Raw genomic sequence first — 18,779 nt, 5'->3', positions numbered from 1 at the left:
ATATAGAGACGCGTCAAACTGCGCGTCTTTCAATCTTTTGAAGAAGTAATAAGCACCCGCAGGGGCGCTTATCACTATTCGTTAGAGGTTGGGGGAGTAGCTGTAGTACCTGATTGTTGAGTACGTTGTTCCCGCTTTTTGCGATCGGCTGAGAGCAAATCTGCCATAACTACTAGTGCTTGCGTCATTTTATCTAGATTGGAAAGGTAAAGTTCCAAATCTTTATTGAGTTTGTCATCAGATAAGTGCAAGCCAGCAGCAATGGTTTTAATTGCCTCAGTACGTTTTTTTTCGTCTTTGACCATTTCTTTTTCTGACAATTCTAATAACGAGAATAAACCGATCGCAAATAAGCGACTGTATTTAAAATTGGCATCGTTAGCGATCGCTTGCAGTGAGGCTTGAAAATCAACATCTCGGTCAAGTTGATTTTGTTGGCTCAACCACGCTATTAAATCTTGGGTTGGCAGGCTTGTTGCCAAATTTTGCAAGCGTTGAGCATCTTGCTTGTAAATTTGCGGATCTGCCTCTACAGCCCGCAGCAGGGCGTTAAAAATCGACTCCTTATCTAATTCTGGTTGGTAGCCTTGCATAAAACGGTCAAAGGAGGTGACGACGCCCAAGGCATAAATCGGGTTGTAGCGGAAGTCAACATTAACCTGGAGCAGGTGCATTTCCACCATCAATTCTTCTACCACCCGCCGATAAATAGTGTTAATCGGACGGGTGTGTAAGGTGTGGAAAGCTCGCTTTGTATCAGATAGAGTACGGACGTTATTCACAAAGAGAATTTTTAAACTTCTAGGGCGACGTATGTTTATTTTCTCGCTTCCAGGCAACTTTGCCAAGTTGAGCTATTGGCTGATCGCCCCAATATTGCTAAAAAATAATCTATCAAGGGCTGCAACCCCCTTCCCTACGTAAGTAGCAAAACTTATAATATTCCGTGACCGTGTTAATAATTTATGAATTTCTCACCAGAGTTACTTGCCCTCGCGAATTATCTAGCTGGTGAATTTGAAAATCGAGAACAGGCTCTTGCAGAGCCTGCTTGGTATGTTCACCTACGTCTGTGGCAAAGGTTTGTACCTTTATTTTCAGAAGACAGCCTAACTCTATTTGCTGAACAAGCCAATATTGTTAACTTGGATCAACCCTATCGTCAGAGAATCATGCGACTGACAGAAGTTGGCGAACTGAATGCACTTTTGAAAGTGCAGTATTATATGCCAAAAGATCCATTGGCTTTGCGTGGTGCTGGTCGTAATCCCTCGTTACTTCACACCCTTACGCCTGAACAATTAGATTTGCTACCTGGTTGCATTCTCAATGTTACTGCGCAAACTCAAGCTCCTGACAGCTATAAGTTTGCCGCAACTCCTCCTTCTGGGGCTGTTTGCTGCTTTAACTATGCTGGCAGTTCAGTACAAGTAGCCTTGGGATTTGAAGTTACTCACCAAGAATTAATAACCTATGACAAAGGAATTGACCCTACTACTGGAGGGGCAACTTGGGGAGCGATTTTGGGCCCTTATCGCTACGCTAAACGAGAACAGTACTGAATGATGAATGATGAAGTGTCTGTGTTTTGGACTCTTCACGTCTCATGTTTGACTTGAGATTTAGCTGGCAATACTACGAGGTACACCTTCTAAAGCTTCCTCCTCGGTTTCAAAGATTTCAAACACTGTGTCCATCATTGTCACTTCAAATACTAATTTCGCTTCTGGATGGACATTGCTGATCCGAAAACTACCGTTGACTTTATCAGCATCACGCATTCCTGCCACCAATGAGGTGAGACCAGAACTGTCAATAAAGTTTACTTGACTGAGATTTACAACTATATGACTGCTCAGTTTAGAAATACACTCTTGCAATTTCAAGCGAAATTGCCAAGCTGTAGTTATATCCAAACGACCTGTAGGTGATAGAACAATAACACTGTTGCCGTCTTGGCTTGTATAGGTTTTTTGCTCGATATGAATCACTTAACCTCGCCTTGGCATTCTCAAGATGGACTGGTTTTAAATTGATAATTGCTAGTTGTTAGTAGCTGGTAGTTATTTTTTTGACTACTAACTACTAACCCCTGTACGGGCGGGTTTTAACAATAATCTTTCTAGAATAATGAAATATCTCAATAAACCCGCCCCTACTAACATCCTCATTGCCATTTATTCCTCTGTTGAAAGGAGATGGCAAAATTGTTGGATTGTGAACTGAAAGAGCTACAAATTTAGTTACTTATTTTACCTCTCGCAACATAATTGATAGATTATGTAGTTTGAGATTAACAAGCAACACAGACAAATGTCACCCTAATTGCTGGATATTTTCACTTAGTAGTTTAGCTCACATTTTTACGTGTGGCTTGGTTCCCAGTTTACCCAATCTTGAGGCTTGAGGAAAGTTTCGTACAATTCAGCTTCATGGGTGTTAGGTTCGGGTTGATACCCGTATTCCCAACGTACAAGGGGAGGCAGGGACATCAAAATTGATTCGGTGCGTCCGTTGGTTTGCAAGCCAAAAATCGTACCTCGGTCATAAACCAAGTTAAATTCTACGTATCTTCCCCGGCGATAAAGTTGAAAATTCCGTTGGCGATCGCCATATTCAATCTTGTGCCGCCGTTCTACGATGGGTACGTAAGCGCTCAAAAAGGCTCCTCCACAGCTTTGCGCAAAGGCAAACAATTCTTCCCAACCGCGTGGTGTAATTGCCCCTAATTGGTTGCTGTACTTAGCTGCCTCACCATCAGTATTGGGGCCGCGATATAAACTGCCCCTACCGTCTTGGTAATCAAAAAATAAACCACCAACACCCCGTGTTTCGCCCCGATGCTTTAAATAAAAATATTCATCGCACCAGCGTTTAAATACCGGGTAATACTCTGGGTGATGAGCATCACAAGCCTGCTTGAGTGTCTTATGGAAATGGGCTGCATCTTCAGCAAAGGGATAATAGGGAGTCAGATCTGCACCACCACCAAACCACCATACAGGGCCTGCCTCAAAGTAACGGTAATTCAAGTGAACAGTGGGCACATAGGGATTGCGGGGATGCAATACCAATGAGGTACCTGTGGCATAAAACTTGTGTCCTGCTGCCTCTGGGCGTTGCGCCAGAATCGAAGGTGGTAAATGGGAACCCCAAACTTCAGAAAAATTTACACCAGCTTGTTCAAATATTGCCCCATCCCGCAGAACGCGCGATCGCCCGCCACCTCCCTCCGGACGTTCCCAAGAGTCTTCTTGAAACTGAGCTACACCGTCCACTTTTTCTAAAGCTTGCGTAATTTCGTCTTGTAAATTTTTCATAAACTGACTGACTCTAGCTTTAGCATCAGTCGGCGGCAAAGAAGCCAACGATTCTGTTGACAAAGTTGGGCTTTGGGAGTTGGTCACCATAAAATCAATAACCTAAATTACAATTTCCAAAAAGCAAGAAAAATTTTCACTGAAAATAGAAGGCAACAGGTGCAACAAACCAGCTAAAATTATCCAGCTTGCTCTTGTCTTGAAAGTCAAGCATTCACACAATCTGTAGGCAGACTAGAGTTATTTTCCCTCAAATGCGTATAGGCTTGTACACTGATTGATTTTTTTTCAACTTCTTTTCTTTATGTAAACTTTTTGCCATGAATATTCAACTTTAGGCAAATTGGTCTACAAGCACTTGTGTATTTGGTCAATAGATAGGAATAATATCAGACACTGATTAATATTTTGATCAAAAACGGTCTCTCTAGCAGGGTTGTCATCCACGACATCAAAATGTAGACGAAGCTAACAAAAAGTAAAATTTAATAACTATATTAGAAGCTTTAAACAGCAGTTGTCTTTGTATCAAATCCAGACGTGCTGTACATCAGTCACAGTGCCGATCATGCCAGAGTTACCAAAAAGCTTGTAGCGAGGAGGATTAGGAAAATGCAAGCTTGGTTGTCTAAATTCATCCAGCGCAAACGTCGTCGGTTTTGCGCTTCTTTGGTGCGAACTTATCGCGAGATTAGTTCTGCTTCTGTCGATGAACTGTGGCAAAAGCTAGTTAACTTGGCTGATGTGTCTTGGCATCCATTACTAAAAAGTACTAACGTTCCTTACGGATTAGTACCCAAACCCGGATTGATTTACCAAGCGGTGACACGTTGGTCACCAATTCCCATCCGGATTTTTGTTGAGCGCGTTAATCACCAAGAGCTATTGAGTGTCAGAGTTTTGGCAATTCCCGGTGTCGAAGAACGAGTAACTTACAAAATAGAGTCCACGGTTTGCGGTACTTGTTTGTCATATTCTGTAACACTACGTGGTTGGCTATCACCCTTGATTTGGTCTTTGTCTCGTCCCTATGCCGATCGCGTAGCCAAAGCTTTAATCGAGGCAGTTGAAGAAAACACTCTCTCAGCAGTTTCAGGCAAAAGTAAACCTCTCAAGGATAGTTGGTTGTTTTGATTTTTAGAATTGGGGATTGGGTACTCGGTACTAGGTACTGGGAAAGAAATTCTTCCTAGTCCCTAGTCCCCAGTCACCTGTCCCTAGTCCCTAATACCGCTAAAAGATAAGATCCAAGTAGATAATCATTGCTGTTTATTAAAAAAAGTTGCGGCAGGAAGGGTAAAAAACACTATGAATGATATCCTCGATTCTCACTCGGTCTTAGAAGTGTTGCGACCGGTTCAAGACCCAGAACTCCGCAAAAGTCTGGTAGAAATGAACATGATTCGCAATATTAAAATCACAGAAGGTAAGGTAAGCTTCACTTTGGTGTTAACTACACCTGCCTGCCCTTTACGTGAATTTATTGTCGAAGATTGTCAAAAAGCTGTTAAAAAGTTACCAGGCGTTACGGATGTATCCATAGAAGTGACAGCGGAGACACCCCAGCAAAAAAGTTTACCAGATCGCAATGGAGTTCCTGGTGTAAAAAATATCATTGCTGTTTCCAGTGGCAAAGGCGGCGTCGGTAAAAGTACCGTGGCTGTGAATGTTGCTGTTGCTCTAGCTTACACAGGGGCAAAGGTAGGTTTGCTCGACGCCGATATTTACGGCCCCAATGACCCAACAATGTTAGGACTAGCTGATGCCGAAATCGTAGTACGCTCCTCTGAAAAAGGAGATGTACTAGAACCTGCTTTTAATCATGGTGTCAAATTAGTATCAATGGGCTTTCTGATTGACCGCGATCAGCCAGTGATCTGGCGAGGGCCGATGCTAAACGGTGTAATTCGCCAGTTTCTTTACCAAGTGGAATGGGGAGAATTAGATTATTTAATCGTGGATATGCCACCAGGAACGGGGGATGCTCAGTTAACATTGACACAAGCGGTGCCAATGGCAGGGGCTGTAATTGTAACTACACCCCAAACCGTAGCTTTGTTAGATTCTCGCAAGGGCTTACGGATGTTCCAACAGATGAATGTTCCCGTCTTGGGAATAGTAGAAAACATGAGTTATTTTATTCCCCCAGATCTACCGGATAAACAGTATGACATTTTTGGCTCTGGTGGTGGCTCCAAAACAGCAGCCGAGTTGGGAGTACCGTTGTTGGGATGCGTACCATTAGAAATTTCCACCAGAATTGGTGGTGATAATGGTGTACCAATAGTTGTAGCTGACCCAAGTTCAGCCAGTGCTAAAGCTTTCAAAGCGATCGCTCAAACAATCGCAGGCAAAGTATCAGTTGCAGCCCTGACGTAGGGGCTAGGGGCTAGGGGCTAGGGGCTAGGGGCTAGGGACTAGAAATTTGAGATTTTAGATTAAATTCCAATCCAAAATTGCTTTGCTCCAAAATCCAAAATTGAATTACCCAATCCCCGATACCTAGTACCCAATCACCAGTACCCAGTCCCTAATCAATAAATTTAAAATCTAAAAGCTAAAGTCTAAAATTACTAATGTTGTTAAAAAGGTCACGTTCCTGGCTCCCCCAGCTACGTTGGAAATACTGGTTTAAACCTTGGCAGCAAGTAGACTGGTTATTATTTTGTTTGCCAATCAGCTTAACCATATTTGGCGGCATCATGATCCGCAGTACGGAATTAAACCAAGGACTCACTGATTGGTGGTGGCACTGGCTGATTGGTGGAATTGGTTGTTTGATCGCGCTAATTTTAGCTCGCATCCGTTACGAAAATATGCTGCACTGGCACTGGATTACCTACACTCTCGTCAACATCAGCCTAATTGCTGTCATGCTGATCGGTCACAGTGCCAAAGGGGCGCAGAGGTGGATCGGTGTCTTTGGTTTTAATGTCCAACCCTCGGAATTTGCCAAAATTGGAATCATTATCACCCTAGCAGCTTTGTTACACAAGCGCACAGCTTCTAGTCTCGATAGTGTTTTCCGGGCTTTGGCAATCACTGCCGTTCCTTGGGGATTAGTCTTTTTACAGCCAGATTTAGCAACTTCACTGGTATTTGGCGCGATCGTTTTGGGGATGTTGTATTGGGCAAATGCCAATCCCGGCTGGTTGATATTGATGATTTCTCCGATTGTTGCCGCGATTTTATTTAGCATCTCCTGGCCATTTGCGATCGCTTTCTCAAAAGACCTAACTTTCGGCTTTTTGGGGTTAGTTTGGTCAATAGCTATGGGCATTGTGGGCTGGCGCACTCTCCCCTGGCGGCGATTTGGTCTTGGCACCATTGGGGCATGGGGTTTAAATATGTTGGGTGGGGAATTAGGACTTTTTGCTTGGAAGTATTTACTCAAAGATTATCAAAAAGACCGACTCACTTCATTTATTAACCCCAATGCCGATCCCCTTGGTTCTGCCTATCACCAAATCCAATCTCGGATTGCGATTGGTGCTGGTGAATGGTGGGGATGGGGCCTTTTTAAAGGCCCGATGACTCAGTTAAATTTTGTTCCCGAACAGCACACAGACTTTATCTTCTCTGCTATTGGTGAAGAATTTGGTTTTATTGGTTGTTTGCTGGTTTTACTGGTCTTCTGCTTGCTTTGTCTGCGCTTATTGCACGTTGCCCAAACTGCTAAAGACAACTTTGGCTCATTGCTGGCTATTGGTGTTTTATCTATGATTGTATTTCAAATGATAGTCAACATTGGCATGAATGTTGGTTTAGCCCCAGTCGCAGGCATTCCCCTTCCTTGGATGAGTTATGGGCGTTCTGCAATGTTGACAAACTTCATTGCCTTGGGAGTAGTCGAATCGGTAGCGAACTTTCGATCAAAACAAAAGTACTGGTCATAGTCAATATCGCGATCATTGGTAATTAGAAGCCAACAAAGCACAAATTACCAATGACAAATCACCAGTCACAAGTATTAAGCTATTAACAGGAACGCTAGAGGTTACACATTATGATCCTGCCAGGAGCAACTGTTCGCGTCAAAAATCCCGCAGATATCTATTATCGTTATGAAGGACTCGTGCAACGGGTTAGTGATGGCAAGGTTGCCGTACTGTTTGAAGGTGGTAACTGGGATAAATTAATTACTTTTCGCCTTTGGGAATTAGAAGTTGTAGAAACCACCGCAGGACGTAAAAAAGCGAAATAAATTAACTCTTGTCATTTGTCATTGGTCATTTTTGAATAGCTAATGACTAATGACCCATAACTACTATGCGCCTCCCTTTACCACAATTTGATAGAGGCGATCGCCATCCCAACCACTTTGCAGAGGTGATCGAAACTTCTACCTGTGAATTTTTAGCCCAGTGCTTAGAACCAGAAGATTTAACCTTTCCTCCCATGCCTCCCTTTGGTAGTTGGGTTTATTCTGTAGATGAAGAGTCTGGCAATCAAATTTATGCTGTAGTGCATTATGCAACTACTATGCCCGTAGATTCTGTACACCGACCTGTTGCTTTGGGATTATCATTGCAGGAGTTGCGAGAGGAACAACCCCAAATTTTCGCCATGCTTAAAACTGAGTTTCGGGCAGTAATTGTGGGTTTTGAAACAACTTCCAAGTCACAAGGTTTTGGTAATAGGGTGTACCAATATCTACCTCCTCGTCCTCCACAAATCCATCAACCGGTTTATCGCTGCGAACCAGAAGCGATCGTTAAATTTACTGAAGAGTTCGATTTTTTGCGGACGCTATTGTGTGTTAACAGTGCACCAGTAGAGTCTCTAACAGCAGCAGCTATCCGCGAGGTGTATCAGTTGCGCAAAGCCGATCGGCAATGGTTAATCAAAGCTGGAAGAACTTTGAGTGTGCTGCTCAAAGATGACTACGATCGCTTACGGTTTATTTTGAGCCAAATCCACCCATAGGTAGTTGCTTATCGCTGTGGTTAGTGAAAGTAAAATTTTAGAATTTCTCGGCTGAGTGGCTTTTGTAGTTATTTGATTGTCATTCAAGCATCGGTCTTTAGAAAATCGCAGCCTCACTGTTACCCCTCCAAATCCTACCTATGGAACTGATATCACAACTTCTGATTGTTGAATCTAGTACCCGTGCTTTTGCTCAAGAACCCATTATTCCCTTTGTCATTCTCTTGTTGGTGATTTTAGCTGTACCGATTTTGTTTGAGCGGCTACAGCTACCGGGATTAGTGGGTTTGGTGTTATCAGGGGTAGTTTTTGGCCCTTCTGGGTGGCATATATTTCACATCAATTCACCAATATTAAACCTGCTAGCAGAGATTGGATTAATCTACTTGATGTTTATAGCAGGTCTAGAAATAAACCTAGAGCTATTTCACCGTAAGCAAAAATGGCAAGCTTTAGGATTTAGTAGCTTGACTTTCAGTGTACCTTTGGTGGTAGGAATTTTAATCGCCAGAAGCTTTGAGTTTGATTGGATTGCTGCGATTCTGATTGGCTCTACATTAGCTTCCTATACTCTTTTGGCATATCCGTTAATTAATCGTTTAGGAGTAATAAACAACGAAGCTGTCAGTGTAGTCGTTAGAGCTACTATTTTTACCGATATCGGCGCACTGTTGGTATTAGCCTTTTGTTTAGCAGTAAATACCAGAAATCTGGATTTTTGGCAGGTTATTTCATTACTGACTTCATTAGCTATTTACGCGCTCGTCATTTTTGTTTGCTGCAATTGGGCTGGCAAAGAATTTTTTCGGCGATCGGGAGACGATGAGGGGAATCAGTTTTTGTTTGTACTGCTTTCTGTGTTTATTGCTGTTGTAAGTGCGCAACTAATGGGGGTAGAAAAAATTGTCGGAGCATTTTTAGCAGGTTTAGCTGTGAATGATGCTGTCGGGGAAGGGCCTGTTAAAGAAAAAGTTGTTTTTGCTGGCAGCGTACTGTTTATTCCTATTTTCTTTGTCCACCTGGGCTTGCTAATTGACCTACCTACGTTAATTAAGAGCGTCGCTACACTTGAATTAACGTTTTTAGTTGTGGTTGGTTTAATAGCCAGTAAATTTATCGCAGCTCTACTGACAAAACTGGTTTACCACTACAATTGGCAAGAAATGTTAACAATGTGGTCGCTGTCATTACCCCAGGTTGGCGTAACATTAGCTGCCACTTTAGTAGGGTATCGCAGTGGGTTACTCTCAGGAATGGTCGTAGACAGCGCCATTCTACTCATGGTGGTGACATCAACTTTAGGGCCATTCATTACTAGTCGGCTTGCGATTAGTTTGCCTTCCTCAGCAGTTAAACAACAATCTGCACCTGCTCAACCTGACAATGACTCTGAACAAACAAACAAAAATCCTTTTACTATCGTTGTACCAGTTTACAATCCGCAGACACAGCAATACTTAATTGAAATGGCGGCATTATTAGCACATCAAGCGAATGGCAGAATTATGCCCTTAGCAATTGCCACTGCCACCGCTCACATGGATGCACCCCAATTAGAAGCCTCTGTGCACAGGAGTGAAGCCTTACTTACAAAAGCTACAGCACTAAGTCGGGTATTGGGTGTGACAGCAGAACCATTATTGCGAATTGATGATGCTTTTGCAAAAGGAATTAGCAGGACAGCACGCGAACACAAGGCTAATTTGATTGTTATGGGTTGGGGGAAACGTACTGGATTGAGAGCGCGCTTATTTGGTAATGTCATTGATGGTGTTCTCTGGGCATCCCATTGCCCGGTGGCAGTAACACGTCTGGTAGACTCACCAAAAAAAATCCAGCGTATCTTAGTGCCAATGGAAAATGTCATCGCACCAACATTACAACCGGTACAATTTGCTCAAATTCTGGCAGAAGCAAACCAAGCACAAGTGACTGTGTTAAATGTATGCGATCGCCGCACTAGTTCCAGCAAAATATCATGGCGGCGATCGCAACTCTCTTTACTGGTGTCAAAATTAACTTTGCCTAATCCACCAGAAATTCAAATTATCGCTCATGAAAATGTTGCTCAAGCAATTTTGCAAGCAGCGCGATTATATGATTTAGTTGTAATACCTTTTGTACGTAATCGTACTAGTCCGGGTGGATTAGCAATGAGTGATGTGACTACTCAGTTAGCTAGTCAATTGACTTGCTCTATTGTTATGCTTGGAGAGCCGCAAAATAGCCAAGCTACAGATTTATTAACAGGTTTATCCAGTCCTACAGCAGTTGTTTGAGAGATGGTGAGTAGATAGTGTTGGTAGCTACTTTTTTAACCACTTGAGCTAATTTATCTGTCGCAATCTTTTTTAGTTGGTATAATTTTTAGCAATATTTTTGAGAAGGGTATTATTATTTCTTTAGAATTAAAAAGGTTGTTTAAAGATATTAGCTTTTTTAAAGATATAGTAAAATTTTATAGAAAACTTAATATTTGCAGTAATATATCTGCTAATTTTTTTGAAATGTATTGTTTAATTATTGACAAATTACATATAAACAACAAAACTTGTCTACGAAAAAAATTTGACTAATATTGACTAATATCTAGTTGGCTAATGAATTCTGCTTGTGCTTTTTTTATTCCTTGTAATGGGTAATTGAGGCACAGGCTATACTGTGGCTAAAAATATCTGCAACTACCAAGGAAACTATGAGAATTTTGGTGACGGGCGGTGCCGGGTTTATTGGTTCCCATCTGATCGACCGACTGATAAATGAGGGACATGAAATAATTTGCTTAGACAATTTTTATACAGGTCATAAGCGAAATATTTTGAAATGGTTGGATCATCCTTATTTTGAGCTAATCCGCCATGACATTACCGAACCAATTCGGCTAGAAGTCGATCAAATCTATCATCTGGCTTGTCCTGCATCCCCAGTTCATTACCAGTACAACCCTGTCAAAACTGTCAAAACTAACGTGATGGGAACGCTAAATATGTTGGGGCTGGCAAAGCGCGTAAAAGCTCGCTTTCTATTGGCTTCAACTAGCGAAGTTTACGGCGATCCCGAAGTTCATCCCCAAAGCGAAGAATACAGGGGTAGTGTCAATCCCATTGGGCTTCGTTCATGCTACGACGAAGGCAAGCGTATTGCTGAGACACTGGCATTTGATTATTACAGGCAAAATAAAGTTGATATTAGAGTTGCTCGCATTTTTAACACCTACGGCCCTCGGATGTTAGAAAATGATGGTCGGGTAGTCAGCAACTTTGTAGTTCAAGCTTTACGCGGTATTCCCCTCACAGTATACGGTGATGGGTCACAAACCCGTAGTTTTTGCTACGTATCAGATCTTGTGGACGGACTGATACGACTGATGAATGGGGAATATATCGGGCCTGTGAATTTAGGAAACCCTGATGAATATACAATTCTAGAGTTAGCTCAGGCTGTGCAAAATTTGATCGATCCCGATGCAAAAATTAAGTTTGAGCCACTGCCTGCAGACGATCCGCGCCGCCGCCGCCCCGATATTACTAAAGCTAAAACATGGTTAAACTGGACACCTACCGTTCCTTTGTCGGAAGGGTTAAAACTGACAGTAGAAGATTTCCGCGATCGCATAACAAACACTCAAACCTCAACAACTAATAGTTAAACCGACTCATGCAACAGTTAAACTAACTGATAAATTTTAGCTGTAAACTGCTGGAAACTTCTTTTTAAAATTTAACCCCGACAAAGCAAGGAATTGAAAAAAATGCGTGTTTGCGTTATTGGTACTGGTTACGTAGGTTTGGTGACAGGCGCTTGCTTGGCTCACATCGGACATGATGTTATTTGTGTAGATAACAACGAAGAAAAAGTAAAGTTGATGAAGGCTGGGCAGTCACCGATTTTTGAACCGGGACTCTCAGAAATTATGCAAGCTGCTATTCAAGCTGGGAAAATCCAATTTACGACCGATCTTGGTGCAGGAGTTAGCCATGGCGATATTCTCTTTATTGCTGTAGGAACCCCGCCACTACCCACAGGTGAAAGCGATACTCGCTACGTCGAAGCTGTTGCCCGTGGAATAGGTGCCAATTTAAACGGTGGCTATAAAGTGATCGTGAATAAATCTACGGTACCAATTGGTTCAGGTGACTGGGTGCGGATGATCGTTTTAGATGGCATTGCCGAACGCCAAAAAACTTTAGTACCCGTTGGCGGTGGGCGTGCTGAAGAAAAACTGCCTGAGATTACAGCTCAGTTTGATGTAGTCAGCAATCCAGAATTTTTACGTGAAGGTTCAGCAGTTTACGATACTTTCAACCCCGATCGCATTGTTTTAGGTGGTAATAGCTCTAGAGCTGTTGCCATGATGCAAGAACTGTATGCTCCAATTGTCGAGCGCAAATACGCTGAAGACCAGTCTCTACCACCAGTACCCGTATTGGTAACAGATCTGAGTTCGGCAGAAATGATTAAATATGCTGCTAACGCCTTTTTAGCAACCAAAATTAGCTTTATTAATGAAGTTGCTAACATTTGCGATCGCGTTGGTGCGGACGTTACCCAGGTAGCTAAAGGCATCGGTTTAGATTCTCGGATTGGAAACAAATTCTTAAACGCTGGCATCGGCTGGGGTGGTTCCTGCTTCCCCAAAGATGTAGCGGCACTGATTCATACTGCCGATGATTACGGTTATGAAGCCCAGCTACTTAAATCTGCTGTCTGTGTTAACCAGCGCCAGCGCTTGATTGCTGTAGAAAAACTCCAACAAGCATTGAAAATCCTCAAAGGCAAGACAGTTGGATTACTTGGTTTAACCTTCAAACCCGATACCGACGATATGCGTGATGCTCCAGCACTCAACCTCATTGAGCAACTAAACCGATTGGGAGCCAAAGTTAAGGCATACGATCCCATTGTTTCCCAATCTGGTTTGCGTGATGGTTTGACAGGTGTATTAGTAGAAACCGATCCCGAAAGACTTGCCGATGGTTGTGATGCTTTGGTATTAGTAACTGAATGGCAGCAGTTCAACAATCTTGACTATGCCCAGATGGCTAAATTGATGAATCACCCTGTCATTATTGATGGTCGCAATTTTCTAGATCCTGAAAAAATGGTTAGAGCTGGATTCCAATACATAGGCGTCGGTCGATAAAATTCAAACCCCACAAACCCTCGTTACCAGATTGAACCTGGTAACGAGAATTAGAGCAATCTGGCTCTGTTTTCATTTTCACGACAAATTAAAAACCGCCTGATTATGCTCTAAGCAACAGCACAACAAGCGGTCATCTACAACCTAATAAAATCAAAGAGTCTATTATTGAGATACACCAGAAGCAGCAAGTTCCGCCAAGCGTTCTTGCTGATCTTGAGAGATACAAGCTTGAATAACTGACTCTAAATCGCCTTCTAGAATGGTGTTCAGCGAGTAGTTTTGACCAAGACGGTGGTCGGTAACGCGGTTATCTTTATAGTTGTAGGTGCGAATTTTTTCAGAACGTGCTCCTGTACCAACCTGCGATCGCCGCATGGAAGTGACTGCTTCTTGTTGTTCGCGTAACTTCATTTCATACAACTTCGCCCGCAGGATCTGCATCGCCCGTTCTTTGTTTTGCAACTGGCTGCGTTCTTCGGTACAGAAAATCCTAATTCCAGTGGGTTTGTGCATCAAGTCAACTGCTGTTTCCACCTTGTTGACGTTTTGTCCGCCAGCACCTCCAGAACGAGCTGTAGTCATTTCAATATCTTTGGGGTCAATGTGGATTTCCACATCATCTACTTCTGGCATAATTGCCACGGTGGCAGTAGAAGTGTGAACTCTTCCTCCAGCTTCTGTTACTGGCACGCGCTGCACGCGATGGACTCCCGCTTCAAATTTCAGCTTGCTGTAAACGTTGTCTCCTTGAATTTCCAAAATAGCTTCTTTGAAGCCACCCATCTCAGCAAGAGATTCACTCACAAGCTTGACTCGCCAGCCCTGAGTATCTGCATAACGGGAATACATTCGGACTAAATCGCCAGCCCAGATACTAGCTTCATCACCCCCAGTACCTGCACGAATTTCCAACATGATGTTTTTATCATCATTGGGATCGCGCGGTAATAATAATATTTTCAGGCGAGTTTCCAGGTTGTCGATTTTTTCTTCTAATTCCTGAACTTCCATCGCTGCCATTTCTTGCAGTTCTGGATCGCCTTGAGATTCTTTGAGGACTTGACGCGCCCCTACTAATTCTTCTTGGGCTGTTTTCCAAATTTCATAAGTGTTGACTACTTCTTCCAAAGAAGAACGTGCCTTTGCCACTTGCTGATACTCATCCGGGTTTTTGGCAGTATCAGGATCGGCAAGACGACGAGTCAATTCATTAAAAGTTTGTTCAACAGATTTAAGTTTCTCCAGTAAATACTGTTCAGCCATAACGAGTGCGATCGCTCCTTAAAATAACAAGTTGGCTCAAGCCTTAATGACAAGCGACCCAGCAGATGCAGGGTCGTCGTAAAATGAGGCTGCCAACCCGCTACTTTTTGTTTTTGCCGCCAGAAGCTCGATCGTTCGTCATGCCGTATTTACGACGGAAGCGTTCAACGCGACCTTCGGTGTCAATTATCTTTTGGGTGCCAGTGTAAAATGGGTGGTTTCCAGACCAAACATCTACGTGCAATTCTGGCTTTGTCGAGCCTACGGTCATCACAACTTGACCGTTGCAGTAAACTTTAGCCTCTGGATACCATTCGGGATGAATTCCAGGTTTAGCCATTGTTTTTTTCTTTGTGAGTTTATTACAATTATAACTTTTGGCTTTGAGCCTAATTGATGGCGAAAAATAGTTAGCCACCAGGTGACATACTCCTAAACTGATGCAAGCATACAGTGTAGGCTTCTCGTCCAATCCGACTATTGCTTAGGAGGCGACGAGCTTTGTTTTAAGTCCACGGAATGCCCTACCGCAGACTATCTAAACACAATCCAAAATCGCTTAACGCTTGGAGTACTGAGGAGCTTTGCGGGCTTTGTGCAAACCATATTTTTTCCGTTCTTTTGCCCGTGGATCGCGGGTAAGATAGCCTTCAGTCTTGAGAGGCGAACGGTTTTCTGGATCGAGTTGGCAAAGAGCGCGAGCTACTCCCAGACGAATTGCATCTGATTGTCCGGTTAAGCCGCCACCTTCGGCTTTAACCAAAATATCATATTCATTTTCCAGCCCCAGAGTTTCTAAAGGAGCTTTGATAATTCCTAAGTAATTGGGATTGAACTGGAAATATAAATCACCAGGTTTACCATTGACGTTCAACTGACCGCTACCTGGAATTAGGCGTACACGGGCCACAGAAGACTTACGACGACCTGTACCCCAGTACATGGCACGACCGTCAGTGTTATCTATTGCTTGCATTAATCTTGTTCTCCTGGAATAGTACTAATTTTTAGTTCTTGAGGTTTTTGTGCTTGATGGGGGTGAGTTGGCCCGGCGTAGACTTTGAGTTTGGTGAATAACTGGCGTCCTAGAGTATTTTTGGGCAGCATACCTTTCACGGCGTGTTCAATAATCCGTTCTGGTAAGCGAGCTTGCAACTTGGCAAAAGTTTCTGTTTTCATGCCACCGGGACGACCGGAATGGCGACGATAAAGCTTTTGGCTACGCTTTTTGCCGGTTACAGCTACTTTTTCTGCATTGATGACAATCACAAAGTCGCCTGTATCCAGATGGGGTGTATATTCAGGTTTATTTTTCCCTCGCAGGATCATAGCAATTTCGCTAGCCAAACGGCCAAGACGTTGATCGGTGGCATCTATTACGTACCAATCATGCGTTAATGAATTACCAGGAGGAAGGTATGTTTTGTTCAGTGTCATTTATCCTTTGTCCTTTTTCATCTGTCTTTTATTATTGTCATTCGTCCAGCAGTCATTTGTCTTTTGTCATGACTAGTGATGACTAATGACATAAAGAGGCTGTGTATCAAACCAGACTTCTTTCGGAAAGGGGAAATCTGGATAGCCTACTCGCAACAAGCATAGACCGTGAGAGGGCGCAGCATATTTCACCTCTTCTCGACGTTCATCTTTCCAGAGTTCGGTGAAGTTAGCTAGCGATCGCTGCCCAGAACCAACCTGCACCAGCATTCCTACCAATAGCCGCACCATACCATACAAAAATCCATCTGCCTGAATTTCAATATGAATAAATGGATCGGTACGATAACACTCTACTGCTTGCACCTCTACCCAAGAATGCTTGCGACTTGAATTTGCCCGATGAAATGCCCCCAAGTGATGGCGTCCAACCAAGGGTTTCAATGCTGCTTGCATCAATAATTCATCTAAAGGTGCATGATAATAGTGCCAACTAAAGGCTCTGGTGAACAAGTTCGGTCGTGGATCGGTGTATATGGTATAGCGATATCGCCGATATGCGGCACTAAAACGAGCGTGCCAACTTTGACCAACAGCTGCTGATGCCCGAATCAATATATCCTTCGGCAAGTAGCTGTTTAAAATTGTTGCCCATTTATGAGCTGGTATTACACTTTTGACATCAAAATGAGCCACTTGAGCGGCGGCGTGAACCCCAGCATCAGTACGTCCCGCACCATGTAGTGTCACAGGGTAGCCAAGAATGTTCGAGATCGCTTTTTCTATTTCTTCTTGCACCGTGCGGTGTTGTAGTTGCCGTTGCCAGCCATGAAAATGAGTGCCCAGGTATTGGATTACCAGGGCGACTCGCTGGGTTGGTGTAGGCTGGTAGCTCTCTAACATACAATTAGCTAAAGGTTGAAGTTTGAAGTCTGAAGTCTGAAAAAAGTATGAAGTGTGAAATATGAATTATGTAATTTGCAATTAATTCTTTCTTCTTATTACTTCATCCTTTATCCTTCATCCTTCATTCTTCCTACACCAGTTCAATGATTGCCATTTCGGCGTTATCACCACGACGACGCACGGTATGCAGAATCCGAGTATATCCGCCTTGACGGTTACCATAACGACTAGCAGCTTGTTCAAATAGAGCATGAACTAGTTGCTTGTCGTACATATAACCGATCGCTTGACGACGTGCTGCTAAAGAGCCGTCTTTAGCTAAGGAAATCATTTTGTCTACTTCTGCTCGCACTACCTTGGCTCTGGTGAGGGTAGTGGTGATCCGACCATGGCGAATCAGCTCGGTAGTCAGCGATCGCAACAGGGCACGACGCTGATCGGCAGGCTTACTAAGTTGTTTGACTCGACAACGATGACGCATAACTATGAACCATTAACGATAATAATTACTAGAATGGCTGCTAATAGTTAATTGCTATTAACTATTAACCTCCATGTTTAGAAGACCTTTCGGTCGGCAAAGTAATGCCTAAGCGTCGTTGTAAAGCTTCAACTACTTCTTCGGCTGACTTTTGACCAAAGTTTTTAATTTCTAAAAGGTCTTCTTGGGTATAATCCAACAAGTCCGCTACAGAATTAACTTGTGCCCGCTTGAGACAGTTATAGGCACGCACTGAAAGCTGTAACTCTTCAATTGGAATCTGAGCAGTGGGATCGTCGGGGATATCAGAATCTGTATCTGTCTGTCTGATATCAATGTCTTTTAAGGGATTAAATAAGTCTACTAAGATTCCAGCTGCCGAGGAGAGCGCTTCTTGAGGGGTAAGACTGCCATTCGTCCATATTTCTAATAGCAGTCGGTCTTTGGGCAACCCACTATCACTACGAGTTTCTTCAACACTATAGTTAACTTTTCTGACTGGCATAAATACCGAGTCAATTTGGAGAAAGTCTAAAGATGTGGCTTCTTCACGTCCCCGCTCAATCGTGCGATAGCCCTTGCCTTTCTCAATCCGAAATTCCATTTCCAGCTTTCCACCTTCAGCCAGGGTAGCTATGTACTGGGTTGGATCCATTACTTCTACTTCACTTGGCAAATCAAAATGTGCCGAAGTGACAGTGGCGGGCCCAGTAACAAGTAAGCGACCAATTTGTGGTTGAGCGGAATAGCTTTTGAGGATAACTTCCTTCATCCTCATCAGGATTTCCAAAACGTCTTCCCTCACGCCCGGAACGGTAGCAAACTCATGGGTAACACCCGCAATTCGCACTGCTGTTACCGCTGTTCCCTCTAAGTTTGACAATAAGATCCGTCTCAGGGCATTGCCAACGGTAGTTCCTTGTCCCCGCTCCAGAGGTTCCAAGATAAATTTGCTGTAGTGGCTTCGACTTTCTTCTGTATTAGACTCTACACATTCAATTTGAAATTGCGCCACGGAGTAGCCTCCCTTGTTATAAGGTCTTGCTTGTAGGCAATATATTTGCCTACAGATGGTTGTTTGCCCTGTACTTGAGGTCTATCAAACTGCAATTTCCCAGTGTCGGTAGAGTTTGAAGCCCTGAAGAACTGATGGGCGCTACTATATGTTTTAGGTTTTCCGAAGTTGAGCAGCCCTTCGTGCAATTAGGAACTGGCGCACTTCGGACGGCCACTATACGTGTGAGGGAAACAGGCAAGTTTAACAGTTATTCAGTTCTCAATAATTCAGCAATCATTTACT

The 18,779-nt window shown here is 43.2% G+C and carries 19 protein-coding genes; 9 read left to right on the top strand and 10 right to left on the bottom strand.

Going from position 1 to position 18,779, the window contains the following annotated elements; all coding sequences use genetic code 11:
- Positions 1–74: 74 nt before the first annotated feature.
- Positions 75–782: a photosystem II biogenesis protein Psp29 gene (gene psb29 / locus UYC_RS0130005; protein ID WP_071588483.1), complete on the bottom strand. Its 708-nt coding sequence runs from the start codon at positions 780–782 to the stop codon at positions 75–77.
- 183 nt (positions 783–965) lie between these two features.
- On the opposite strand from psb29, the gene UYC_RS0130000 reads away from it, so the two are divergent.
- A complete protein-coding gene (locus UYC_RS0130000) occupies positions 966–1,562 on the top strand; it encodes a chromophore lyase CpcT/CpeT (protein ID WP_016877845.1) in 597 nt (198 codons plus the stop codon).
- Between the two features lie 60 nt (positions 1,563–1,622).
- Here the strand turns inward: UYC_RS0130000 and UYC_RS0129995 are convergent, their stop codons facing one another.
- Positions 1,623–1,991, bottom strand: coding sequence for an STAS domain-containing protein (locus UYC_RS0129995; RefSeq protein WP_016877844.1), 369 nt, complete (start codon positions 1,989–1,991; stop codon positions 1,623–1,625).
- A gap of 372 nt (positions 1,992–2,363) precedes the next feature.
- Positions 2,364–3,410, bottom strand: a complete 1,047-nt coding sequence (gene hemF / locus UYC_RS0129990; RefSeq protein ID WP_016877843.1) for an oxygen-dependent coproporphyrinogen oxidase — start codon at positions 3,408–3,410, stop codon at positions 2,364–2,366.
- 522 nt (positions 3,411–3,932) lie between these two features.
- Between hemF and UYC_RS0129985 the strand changes: the two genes are divergently transcribed.
- The 8 genes from UYC_RS0129985 to UYC_RS0129950 all read left to right on the top strand — a co-directional run bounded on the left by UYC_RS0129985 (position 3,933) and on the right by UYC_RS0129950 (position 13,389).
- Positions 3,933–4,454, top strand: a complete 522-nt coding sequence (locus UYC_RS0129985; protein WP_016877842.1) for a hypothetical protein — start codon at positions 3,933–3,935, stop codon at positions 4,452–4,454.
- 174 nt (positions 4,455–4,628) lie between these two features.
- A complete protein-coding gene (locus tag UYC_RS0129980; protein WP_016877841.1) occupies positions 4,629–5,699 on the top strand; it encodes an Mrp/NBP35 family ATP-binding protein in 1,071 nt (356 codons plus the stop codon).
- 197 nt (positions 5,700–5,896) lie between these two features.
- Positions 5,897–7,216: a rod shape-determining protein RodA gene (gene rodA, locus UYC_RS0129975; RefSeq protein ID WP_016877840.1), complete on the top strand. Its 1,320-nt coding sequence runs from the start codon at positions 5,897–5,899 to the stop codon at positions 7,214–7,216.
- A 110-nt stretch (positions 7,217–7,326) separates the two neighbouring features.
- Entirely contained in the window at positions 7,327–7,524 is a 198-nt protein-coding gene (locus tag UYC_RS0129970; protein WP_016877839.1) for an NAD(P)H dehydrogenase subunit NdhS, read from the top strand.
- A gap of 65 nt (positions 7,525–7,589) precedes the next feature.
- A complete protein-coding gene (locus tag UYC_RS0129965) occupies positions 7,590–8,246 on the top strand; it encodes an HAS-barrel domain-containing protein (protein ID WP_016877838.1) in 657 nt (218 codons plus the stop codon).
- A gap of 140 nt (positions 8,247–8,386) precedes the next feature.
- Complete coding sequence (locus tag UYC_RS0129960; protein ID WP_016877837.1) at positions 8,387–10,525, top strand: cation:proton antiporter domain-containing protein; 2,139 nt, start codon at positions 8,387–8,389, stop codon at positions 10,523–10,525.
- A gap of 416 nt (positions 10,526–10,941) precedes the next feature.
- On the top strand, positions 10,942–11,895 hold the full coding sequence (locus UYC_RS0129955) for a UDP-glucuronic acid decarboxylase family protein (RefSeq protein WP_016877836.1): 954 nt from the start codon (positions 10,942–10,944) through the stop codon (positions 11,893–11,895).
- Between the two features lie 102 nt (positions 11,896–11,997).
- Complete coding sequence (locus UYC_RS0129950; protein ID WP_016877835.1) at positions 11,998–13,389, top strand: UDP-glucose dehydrogenase family protein; 1,392 nt, start codon at positions 11,998–12,000, stop codon at positions 13,387–13,389.
- A 165-nt stretch (positions 13,390–13,554) separates the two neighbouring features.
- On the opposite strand, the gene prfA is transcribed toward UYC_RS0129950, so the two are convergent.
- The 7 genes from prfA to UYC_RS0129915 all read right to left on the bottom strand — a co-directional run bounded on the left by prfA (position 13,555) and on the right by UYC_RS0129915 (position 18,494).
- The gene (prfA, locus tag UYC_RS0129945; protein ID WP_016877834.1) at positions 13,555–14,655 is read right to left on the bottom strand and encodes a peptide chain release factor 1; all 1,101 of its coding nucleotides are present in this window, start codon (positions 14,653–14,655) and stop codon (positions 13,555–13,557) included.
- 100 nt (positions 14,656–14,755) lie between these two features.
- Positions 14,756–14,995: a 50S ribosomal protein L31 gene (gene rpmE, locus UYC_RS0129940; protein WP_016877833.1), complete on the bottom strand. Its 240-nt coding sequence runs from the start codon at positions 14,993–14,995 to the stop codon at positions 14,756–14,758.
- Between the two features lie 219 nt (positions 14,996–15,214).
- Positions 15,215–15,631, bottom strand: a complete 417-nt coding sequence (gene rpsI / locus UYC_RS0129935; RefSeq protein ID WP_016877832.1) for a 30S ribosomal protein S9 — start codon at positions 15,629–15,631, stop codon at positions 15,215–15,217.
- The gene (gene rplM / locus UYC_RS0129930) at positions 15,631–16,086 is read right to left on the bottom strand and encodes a 50S ribosomal protein L13 (protein ID WP_026087678.1); all 456 of its coding nucleotides are present in this window, start codon (positions 16,084–16,086) and stop codon (positions 15,631–15,633) included. The genes rpsI and rplM overlap by 1 nt, the downstream gene beginning before the upstream one ends.
- Before the next feature lie 78 nt (positions 16,087–16,164).
- The gene (gene truA, locus UYC_RS0129925; protein WP_016877830.1) at positions 16,165–16,995 is read right to left on the bottom strand and encodes a tRNA pseudouridine(38-40) synthase TruA; all 831 of its coding nucleotides are present in this window, start codon (positions 16,993–16,995) and stop codon (positions 16,165–16,167) included.
- 133 nt (positions 16,996–17,128) lie between these two features.
- Complete coding sequence (gene rplQ, locus UYC_RS0129920) at positions 17,129–17,479, bottom strand: 50S ribosomal protein L17 (protein ID WP_016877829.1); 351 nt, start codon at positions 17,477–17,479, stop codon at positions 17,129–17,131.
- A 64-nt stretch (positions 17,480–17,543) separates the two neighbouring features.
- Complete coding sequence (locus tag UYC_RS0129915; RefSeq protein WP_016877828.1) at positions 17,544–18,494, bottom strand: DNA-directed RNA polymerase subunit alpha; 951 nt, start codon at positions 18,492–18,494, stop codon at positions 17,544–17,546.
- Between the last annotated feature and the right edge of the window lie 285 nt (positions 18,495–18,779).

The organism is Chlorogloeopsis fritschii PCC 6912 (genome assembly GCF_000317285.1).
GTDB lineage: Bacteria > Cyanobacteriota > Cyanobacteriia > Cyanobacteriales > Nostocaceae > Chlorogloeopsis > Chlorogloeopsis fritschii.
This window is presented reverse-complemented; position numbering and strand designations above follow the sequence as displayed.

What these genes read in the sequence shown, in the direction of transcription:
- UYC_RS0130000 (WP_016877845.1), top strand. Translation starts at nt 966, where the DNA reads ATGAATTTCTCACCAGAGTTACTTGCCCTCGCGAATTATCTAGCTGGT.
- UYC_RS0129980 (WP_016877841.1), top strand. Translation starts at nt 4,629, where the DNA reads ATGAATGATATCCTCGATTCTCACTCGGTCTTAGAAGTGTTGCGACCG.
- truA (WP_016877830.1), bottom strand. Translation starts at nt 16,995, where the DNA reads ATGTTAGAGAGCTACCAGCCTACACCAACCCAGCGAGTCGCCCTGGTA.
- UYC_RS0129955 (WP_016877836.1), top strand. Translation starts at nt 10,942, where the DNA reads ATGAGAATTTTGGTGACGGGCGGTGCCGGGTTTATTGGTTCCCATCTG.
- UYC_RS0129960 (WP_016877837.1), top strand. Translation starts at nt 8,387, where the DNA reads ATGGAACTGATATCACAACTTCTGATTGTTGAATCTAGTACCCGTGCT.
- rplQ (WP_016877829.1), bottom strand. Translation starts at nt 17,479, where the DNA reads ATGCGTCATCGTTGTCGAGTCAAACAACTTAGTAAGCCTGCCGATCAG.
- UYC_RS0129965 (WP_016877838.1), top strand. Translation starts at nt 7,590, where the DNA reads ATGCGCCTCCCTTTACCACAATTTGATAGAGGCGATCGCCATCCCAAC.
- rpsI (WP_016877832.1), bottom strand. Translation starts at nt 15,631, where the DNA reads ATGCAAGCAATAGATAACACTGACGGTCGTGCCATGTACTGGGGTACA.
- UYC_RS0129985 (WP_016877842.1), top strand. Translation starts at nt 3,933, where the DNA reads ATGCAAGCTTGGTTGTCTAAATTCATCCAGCGCAAACGTCGTCGGTTT.
- UYC_RS0129950 (WP_016877835.1), top strand. Translation starts at nt 11,998, where the DNA reads ATGCGTGTTTGCGTTATTGGTACTGGTTACGTAGGTTTGGTGACAGGC.
- UYC_RS0129970 (WP_016877839.1), top strand. Translation starts at nt 7,327, where the DNA reads ATGATCCTGCCAGGAGCAACTGTTCGCGTCAAAAATCCCGCAGATATC.
- rodA (WP_016877840.1), top strand. Translation starts at nt 5,897, where the DNA reads ATGTTGTTAAAAAGGTCACGTTCCTGGCTCCCCCAGCTACGTTGGAAA.
- rpmE (WP_016877833.1), bottom strand. Translation starts at nt 14,995, where the DNA reads ATGGCTAAACCTGGAATTCATCCCGAATGGTATCCAGAGGCTAAAGTT.
- prfA (WP_016877834.1), bottom strand. Translation starts at nt 14,655, where the DNA reads ATGGCTGAACAGTATTTACTGGAGAAACTTAAATCTGTTGAACAAACT.
- hemF (WP_016877843.1), bottom strand. Translation starts at nt 3,410, where the DNA reads ATGGTGACCAACTCCCAAAGCCCAACTTTGTCAACAGAATCGTTGGCT.